The sequence below is a fragment of the Chitinilyticum piscinae genome (assembly GCF_015223195.1).
Lineage (GTDB): Bacteria > Pseudomonadota > Gammaproteobacteria > Burkholderiales > Chitinibacteraceae > Chitinilyticum > Chitinilyticum piscinae.
Genome location: NZ_JADFUA010000020.1, coordinates 1 through 7,462, shown reverse-complemented (window position 1 = coordinate 7,462; position 7,462 = coordinate 1). Strand labels below are relative to the sequence as shown.

Sequence of the window (7,462 nt, the reverse complement as noted above, 5' to 3'; positions counted from 1 at the left end):
ACTGCTCAGTGAGTGAACGAGTGGTTTATCTTGTTGGTGGTCTTGCGTGATAAAGCGGTCATCAATGCATGACCCATGGTAGAAGCAGCCCAAGCGGATCAACACACCATGTAGTACTGGTACGTGCCGTGATCACATCATGGAATTTCGTTTCTACTCGGGCAACATCATGGACTAATCAGTTTCGCAACCTTTCTCCGGATAGTGCCCATCTAGGTCTATGACTTCAAAAATGCCCTCTGCGCCAAGAATGGGAAATGCAAGAAGTTTTGTGGGAGCCTTTGGAAAATAGCCCCCCCAAATCATGTTCTCTACATCGGGGGGGAGCGCCTCGAGCTCATCCACAACAAACTGAAGTGCATCGTCATACTTCTTGCCGGTGAGGTTGCTGACCCACCAGTCAAAGGGTCGATATTCAAGCAGTGGGATCATAACAACACCTTTTCAGCAAGATCGGCTAGTTCACGGAGAAAGCTTGATTAAGTTCATTTCTGGGTGCAGGACAGGCTCCAAATTTTATCAAGGGGGGAACCAGTCATGATGGTGTAGACTTTCCGCGTAGTAACATGATCGAGAAGTGCGGTACTCGGGTACTCGAAGATGAACTCTTCTTCAGCAATCGCCGTCCTGTTGCTACAAACCATTACACCCCGAACAAATCGGTGACTAATCAGATAGGTATCTTCACCAACCACAATCCGATCCGGAACCAAATAATCCACACGAAGCATAACCCGCTGATCATAGCGGAGCGGAGTAGTTCGATCAGTGTCCAGACTGCGATAAATGATCATCCTGTCGTTTCGGTCAATCTCTTCCCAGCGATGATCACCTGCATTCATCGGTGCCGCATTACACAGAAGACCCACCAACAGCAGCAGACTAATAAGGAATCGCATGACTATTCCCTTGCCGGACCTAACCAAAAAAATTGTGAAGAAACGCAACAGGCATGAATCATTTTCCTGGTAAAGAATCACTCTCCAAGAACACGATCAATCCAGCGTAGACCTTCGTTATAGTCGTACACGCCACTACCGTTTTTGTTGACCGGACGCACTTTCCAAGGGAAGCCCCAGAGTCCGCCATCTTTACGGTAAACTTTATTACCTGCGCCATGCATCAAGTCGTAACATGCGATCTTAGAAATTCGATATACAGCACTTCTTTTATCTGTTACCGGCTTGGGTTGGTCACGCACAGAGAACAACCCAATTGAATTCCCGTTTGTATCGAACTCATTGACCCAATCCAATTGATACTTATATTCACCTCGGTCGGCTTTGCTGCAATCGATGACATAACTAACAGTGATCATACCAAGCATCACTTTTTCATTACGAATATGCTGTGATTGAACCGGTTTGCGGTACACAATTACTGCTTCAACCGCAGTCCACGCATCATAGCTGGTAGTGAACTGCGTATGAAAAAGCTCAGGGGAAACCCATGTGCTGATCTCAGGCGTTTCCACCATGTTGTAGAAATAACCAAACATCTTCGAGGGTTGAAGGCCACGTTCAAATTCTTCGGGCGTTGTTGCAAATGATGGGGTGCGCAGCACTGAAAAAAACACGAGAACAAAAATTCTGTGTCTGAGCAAAATCATTAGCGATTGAATCATGGCTATTCGAAGTTCAATTTCCTGATGATTTCAATATCCTCCTTGGAGGTTGCTATCCTCCAGTCGCACTCGCTAAGTCCATTTGTATTGCTTGACCACCAATCTCCGTTTTCTTTGTAGATCGCAACAAAATAACATCCTCTAAGTGCTGCTCCAAAGCTATTATTTGCATCGAAAACAACTCTTACGATGGCGGCTTTGTTGCCCTTTTCGTTTTTCCCTTCCCAAACGGTTTCGCTAGAAACGGACTTAAAGCTGTCAGGCGACTTTAAACGTTTTTTTATGAATGCCTCCGCGTTATGGCTTTCAGTGGAGCTAAAAATGGCAGCAGCGACAATTAGAACAAGGGTCGGAATTGCTAACCATGCAAAAAGCTCACCGCAGCCAGAGGCTCTCCGCTGTGCTCTATGTTTTTCAAGCATGGACTTTATTTTTTCGCCTCTCGCAAGTTCAGCAAAACCTCTCCCTTTGAAATCTACGGCATTTACGTCTGACTTACTTCTCATCAAGAAGTCAACTATTTCCACGTTGTCATGTATTAACGCAAATAACAACGGGGTTCTGTTTGCACTATCTCTCAGGAAAACTGATTGGGGAGATTTGCTTACATGCTCAACCACTTCGTTTAGCAAACCTTGCTCGATTAATCGGAATATTTGTGACTGCGATGATCCTGTTGTTTTTGAGTCATCAATAATTTCATCTTGCTCAGGAGCCTGGCCGTTAAAGTCTTGATCCGTTGTACTCGATGAATCCTCAAGCCCCCCCATCTGGCCGTTTGTATTACAAAAATTCCCAGCAGAGGACGCCCCATACTTTGCCAAAACTTTTCTTATAGACGCACCTGCATAAACTTCGAGACCAGCCCCAGATGAATCTTTGTCATTGATGTTCGCACCATTTTGCAGAAGAAAATCAACCATTTCAGGCTTGTCGCACATTGCAGCAAAGAGCAACAAACTCCTGCCACTATCATCCTTCGTATGTACTAATACTGGATTTTCTTGCACTACAGAAACGAATGTTTTGACGCTACCTCTTTGAATGATATCAAAAATGCTGCTGAACTCATTCAGTTTTGGCTCATTATCAACACTAGTGTCATCCTTCTGCCATGGGTCTTCATGGGCTTTCTTTACATCATTGTCATTTTTCACATCACTGTCGAAGATAAAACCCGATTCCTCGATAATCAAGTCGATTTCGTTCTTAACAGCAACCCCCATCTGGGCAAGTGCCTCGCAGTATCTAACGGCTTCAGGCAGCGAGAGGGATGCTTTCAACTTAACGACGCGATTAGAAAGAAGGTTATCTGCCGCGTTCGCACTAATTTTGAATTTCTCTTGGAGACTGGACAGAACCGAATTTCTGTCGAAGCCGTTCAACACATATCCAAGTGAATAAACAGAGTATTTTTCAGTGCTCACGGAGTTATCCCAATCAATTATTGACAAGCCAAGCCGAGACATTGAGCGCTTAGCGTCGAACAAACAGATCAATCAGAGAAATATGCGATCCATTGATCATCAGTATTCAAACTGTACTTTCCTGCAACTTGTTTGCATCAACACTGCATTATGAAAGCACAGCATCAACGTAATGTGTTGATAACAATAAATTACAACGTTACCAGCAATGAGTAAGTTAGGCAACTTAAAGCACTGACTAATTGATGTAAGGTTTGGCGATGGCAAATAAGTTGATGCAGCGGCTGGGTGGGAACGTTGCCAGGCTGCGACAAGTGAAGGGACTCACTCAAAGTCAGGTTGCAGGATCGCTGGACGTGAATACCGAGACCATCTCCCGCTTTGAGCACGGGGTGTTGGCACCATCACTGCCGACATTGGATCGATTGGCTGCAATATTGGGGGTTGAGTTGCCAGTGCTTGGTGATGGTGTTTCGACCAATCCGGACGGTTTGGCGCGAGAAATGGCCAACTTGGTACGCCCATTGCAGGAGTCGGATCGCGTGTTGCTACTTGGTGTGCTGAAACAGTTATGCCATCTACTGTATTGAAAATCGGAGCCCCTGAAGAAGGCTCTTAGCGCTGTTTTCCTGCCCTTGGCGGCGATCCCAAATCATCAATAGAGGTTAGGTATACCCTGGGTTTGCCAAGCGCATATAGGACGCGCATACGGGCTCCAAACAGCACTGCATCAGCCACCTGCCGGTAGTTGAAGGAGCTCCGGCTAAATTTAGCCAGAGTATCCAGTTCCTGCATGAACTGGTCGAAACGCAGATCGGCTGCAGCCTGTTCCTGGCCGGTTGGCAGATGTTTTGACATGGATACCTCCCTGATTCATCGGACTGGCAACACGCTATGCAAATCATTGTGGCGACCGACAAAACTCATAACCTGCCGCTATTGAGAATGTCGGCCAAGTCTTCAATTTCAGCTTCATCCTCTCCGTCTACTATGTCCAGCAGAATGCCTTCTGTGTCGTACAGAAGGGTGCTTTTCTTCATCATCCAGCGGATATCAGAGCGGCGGATCAGCATTTCTCCGCCGCAGCCAGGGTGACGAAAACCAATCGGCAATGCTTCCGCATCATCGGACAAGTGCGACTCGATTGACTTTATGAGTAGCAGGTACTCGATTTGGGTCGAGGCACAAGCCAGGCAGCGCGGTGGTGATCGGTGATGCGTCATCAGCCCAAGCACCGCCTGTGCACGATCAATCTGCCACTGCAGGGATTGCACTTCAAATTCCAGGTCATAGCGCTGGTCGCTTGGGCGGGTATTCAGATTCAGCACCCGAGCAAGAAAAGGGCGTTGCAATTTTTCAGTTTCAATCAGTCTGCCCAGCTGCAACTGCCTAGCCTCCTTCGTGTGCAGCAAAACGGCCAGTTCTTGCTCAGTGGGCAGCGCCTCAATCGGCTTCATGGTTTCGCAGTCATGGCACCAGCCAATTTTGCTGATCACTCCGGCCTTGCTTGTCGGCGTGACATACGTGCGCTGCGCATACAGGCTGAGCACTTCCGATGTGTAGTCACATGCACTGCAGATATAGCGAGACGTTTGAAATGACATGGCAGACTCCCTTACTAGCCACGTTAGCATGAAGGCACAGCAAGGCTCTCGCTACCACTGCCGTAAAGGCTGCCGCTGTGTCAGTCCAGCAACTTTCGTTCTCTAACTTCGGTGATGTAGTCCGAGAGCACAGTCAGATTGAAGAGAGTCGATTTGTTCAATGCCGCATTTGTGAGTGAAATTGACCGGTAACGGAACCGGCTTTTCGATCAAGTGCTCGTGCAGCTGATGCTCGATGAACTGACCTCCCCCGCAGAAGGGGCAGCGAAAATCAGCGTGATCCGGTCTGGGCGAAGTCAGATAGCACTTGTCACATCGCGCACCTTTGCCGCCAAGCTCTCGAAACAGGCGCAGCTCTGAGGCCACGCAGAACAACTTACGCTAGTCACTTAATTCCTGCTGTTTCTGCAACTGCATTTGCTGCTGCAAAATGTCGCTCCTCAGCGATGCGCTGTTCTTCTTGCTGATGCTTCTGAGCGGCACCTGCCGTGATGTTGTATTTCTCAACCTCAAGCTTCAGCGCAATAGCTTCTCTGCAGCCTTTTGAGCTCCCTTCGGATTATGAATCCACTGCTTGTTGGCGGTGTCATGGAACAGCCGGTGACTGAAATGCGCCTTGTCGAGCAGGTCGTCATCGCTGAGGTCGGAAAGGTCAATTTCCTGCATCGCCCGATTGGTCTTAGCTGCCCATGCCGCCTTTTCTGCCGTCACGGCATGTGTCACACGGATTTCGACCAGCAGGATCTGCCCTTGTGGCAGATACAACGCCAGATCAGGGCGCAGGTGTTCAACGGTCACCTCGGCTTCTGCCGAGTCGAAGTGTAGCAATTTGGATGGAATGCGAACTTCATCTTCAAAGCTGTAGCGGCCAACCGCGTAGAGCACCACGTCCGGGTGATACTTCGGCGTGGTCAGCACCCTAGTTTCAAGTAGTAGTTGCTTCGCCATCAGGTGAAAGGCAGCCCCGTAGCGGCCATTTCAATCGGTGGCCACCGCATGGGCAACGCAGTGTGCCTTGATCTTACGGCGATTTCGCGCTTCAAGCGGGAGACCGCAATTGGGGTAGGAGCACCTGCAGGACGAGGCATTACTAACTTCGGTCGATGAAGCGAAGTGCATCGCCCTTCAAATACAGAAGAATGCGATATCTACTGATGATGATGCTGCATTCTGCACGAACGTTCGCAGCCTGACATGTTATTGGATCACACCAAATCAAGGCATGAACGCATGGATCTAACCCTGCTGTCTGACAAGGGTTGCACTAACTGCACACAAACTTGCGCAGAAATTACCTGAATACAATAATTGCCCGGTCAAAGCTGACTTTGCGCGAGGGGGTGGAATATGGAAGTTGAGAGCGTTAGTCTCCAAGACATTAGTTTCAGGCAGTTGGCAGACTGGAACGTGATTCCTGGGGCGGAAGCAAGTGACCACAAAGGTCGACTGGTTGTGTTCGTTGGCAACCCAACTGATGTTGGATTTATTGCAAAGTCACTGTATACCTATATCGCCGATTCGAAAGAAAAGGATCTTTGCATACGCAAGATCATCATCGTCGTTCTCATAGCGAAGACTAAGTGGGATGCTGCTTGGAGGCCTTACGCTGAATCTGTTTCTGCAAAAATTGACGAATCGATAATTAGCACATTTTACGGGTGATGTTATGAATAAATTAACCTTTCATCATGCCGGAAACGCCAGTCTCTGCTTCGAATCATTCGAGGATGCCATAACCTATTATGCGGCAAACAGAGATGATCCGCAGTGCGAAATTAGCGAGATTTTGTTTCACCCAAAAAGTGTGTCGATTATTCACGGAGAGTTCAATTGCAGTGATTTCGAAATTGCGAAAGTAACTCTAGTTGACACTGGCTGCATAATTGATCTCCGCAAGTGTGAAATTCAATGGACTTCAATTGAAGGCGTTTGCATTGAAGTAATCAATGAGCTTTTCGGGAAGAAGATTGAGTGCGTCGAGGTGTTTTTTGACATTTCTTGCTCAGATGAATCTGTTGAAATGGACATGAATTGCAATCTGCCGCACCTCTGGCATGTCTGCGCCAGCGCAGAATGGAATGGCACTCTGCATATCAAACAGTCAGACGTGGATAAGCAGCACTTTATGCTCGAATCAAGCGTAGCTGAAGTTGAATTTTCCAATGTAAATGACGTAAGAAATATTAAGACATTTGCAAACAATAACTCTAGAAAGTGCCTAAGGATCCATATACACGTGAATGATTATTTTGGCAAGAGCAAGTGTGCAAATGTGAAATACAGCAATTTCTTATTCGCAGAGACTTTGAGCATGTATTTTGGTGAGAACTACATCGCCAAGGTTTATGACACGCTCCGTAAAACCTGCAAAAACTCACCTGAAGGCATCGCCATTGGCCGGGAGGTGAACAAATCAATTGTTGAAGGGCTTGATCCGGGTCTGATCACCCCTGATATTCATTTTTTTGACAAGCGAATGCCGTCAAAAGAAATCGCAATAATCCCAGGCAATTACAAACACAAAAATCTAATGGCAATCGCAAAAGCGGTGAAAAGCTTCCAAAAAATGCACCATTCTCCGGAGATATCAACTATCTAACTTGCTAACCCATTGTTGGTGGGTATGGGCGTCAAGAGCTGCATACTAGAAGTTGTTGTTTGCAAGTTAAATATGTGTTCTCTTGTCAAAATATGTTCTACCCTAGGTCGTTTGGAACAATTAGCAGTTGGTGTGCCATCACAGATGGCCGTCAACAATAGACGCATCAAGGTTTTGTTGTCATACTCCTCTCCTGCTACTTTAAAGA

11 protein-coding genes are annotated in these 7,462 nt (G+C 47.1%); 3 read left to right on the top strand and 8 right to left on the bottom strand.

Annotated elements, in window-relative coordinates; genetic code table 11:
• Window positions 1-174: 174 nt before the first annotated feature.
• From INR99_RS17140 to INR99_RS17125, 4 genes are all read right to left on the bottom strand, one after another.
• The gene (locus tag INR99_RS17140; protein ID WP_194117556.1) at window positions 175-432 is read right to left on the bottom strand and encodes a hypothetical protein; all 258 of its coding nucleotides are present in this window, start codon (window positions 430-432) and stop codon (window positions 175-177) included.
• A gap of 53 nt (window positions 433-485) precedes the next feature.
• Complete coding sequence (locus INR99_RS17135; protein WP_194117555.1) at window positions 486-899, bottom strand: hypothetical protein; 414 nt, start codon at window positions 897-899, stop codon at window positions 486-488.
• Between the two features lie 77 nt (window positions 900-976).
• Complete coding sequence (locus tag INR99_RS17130; protein ID WP_194117554.1) at window positions 977-1,624, bottom strand: hypothetical protein; 648 nt, start codon at window positions 1,622-1,624, stop codon at window positions 977-979.
• 2 nt (window positions 1,625-1,626) lie between these two features.
• Complete coding sequence (locus INR99_RS17125; protein WP_194117553.1) at window positions 1,627-3,051, bottom strand: ankyrin repeat domain-containing protein; 1,425 nt, start codon at window positions 3,049-3,051, stop codon at window positions 1,627-1,629.
• Between the two features lie 260 nt (window positions 3,052-3,311).
• Between INR99_RS17125 and INR99_RS17120 the strand changes: the two genes are divergently transcribed.
• Window positions 3,312-3,641, top strand: a complete 330-nt coding sequence (locus INR99_RS17120; protein ID WP_194117552.1) for a helix-turn-helix domain-containing protein — start codon at window positions 3,312-3,314, stop codon at window positions 3,639-3,641.
• Between the two features lie 25 nt (window positions 3,642-3,666).
• On the opposite strand, the gene INR99_RS17115 is transcribed toward INR99_RS17120, so the two are convergent.
• The 3 genes from INR99_RS17115 to INR99_RS17105 all read right to left on the bottom strand — a co-directional run bounded on the left by INR99_RS17115 (window position 3,667) and on the right by INR99_RS17105 (window position 5,603).
• Window positions 3,667-3,909 (bottom strand): hypothetical protein, encoded by a 243-nt coding sequence (locus INR99_RS17115; RefSeq protein WP_194117551.1) that lies wholly within the window; start codon window positions 3,907-3,909, stop codon window positions 3,667-3,669.
• A gap of 65 nt (window positions 3,910-3,974) precedes the next feature.
• On the bottom strand, window positions 3,975-4,655 hold the full coding sequence (locus INR99_RS17110) for a hypothetical protein (protein ID WP_194117550.1): 681 nt from the start codon (window positions 4,653-4,655) through the stop codon (window positions 3,975-3,977).
• Window positions 4,656-5,171: 516 nt separating this feature from the next.
• Window positions 5,172-5,603, bottom strand: coding sequence for a hypothetical protein (locus INR99_RS17105; protein WP_194117549.1), 432 nt, complete (start codon window positions 5,601-5,603; stop codon window positions 5,172-5,174).
• 399 nt (window positions 5,604-6,002) lie between these two features.
• On the opposite strand from INR99_RS17105, the gene INR99_RS17100 reads away from it, so the two are divergent.
• Together INR99_RS17100 and INR99_RS17095 are read left to right on the top strand one after the other, a co-directional pair.
• A complete protein-coding gene (locus INR99_RS17100; protein WP_194117548.1) occupies window positions 6,003-6,317 on the top strand; it encodes a hypothetical protein in 315 nt (104 codons plus the stop codon).
• A 4-nt stretch (window positions 6,318-6,321) separates the two neighbouring features.
• A complete protein-coding gene (locus INR99_RS17095; protein WP_194117547.1) occupies window positions 6,322-7,254 on the top strand; it encodes a hypothetical protein in 933 nt (310 codons plus the stop codon).
• On the opposite strand, the gene INR99_RS17625 is transcribed toward INR99_RS17095, so the two are convergent.
• A partial coding sequence (locus INR99_RS17625; RefSeq protein WP_228098424.1) for a hypothetical protein occupies window positions 7,251-7,462 on the bottom strand: 212 nt, incomplete at its 5' end. The genes INR99_RS17095 and INR99_RS17625 overlap by 4 nt on opposite strands.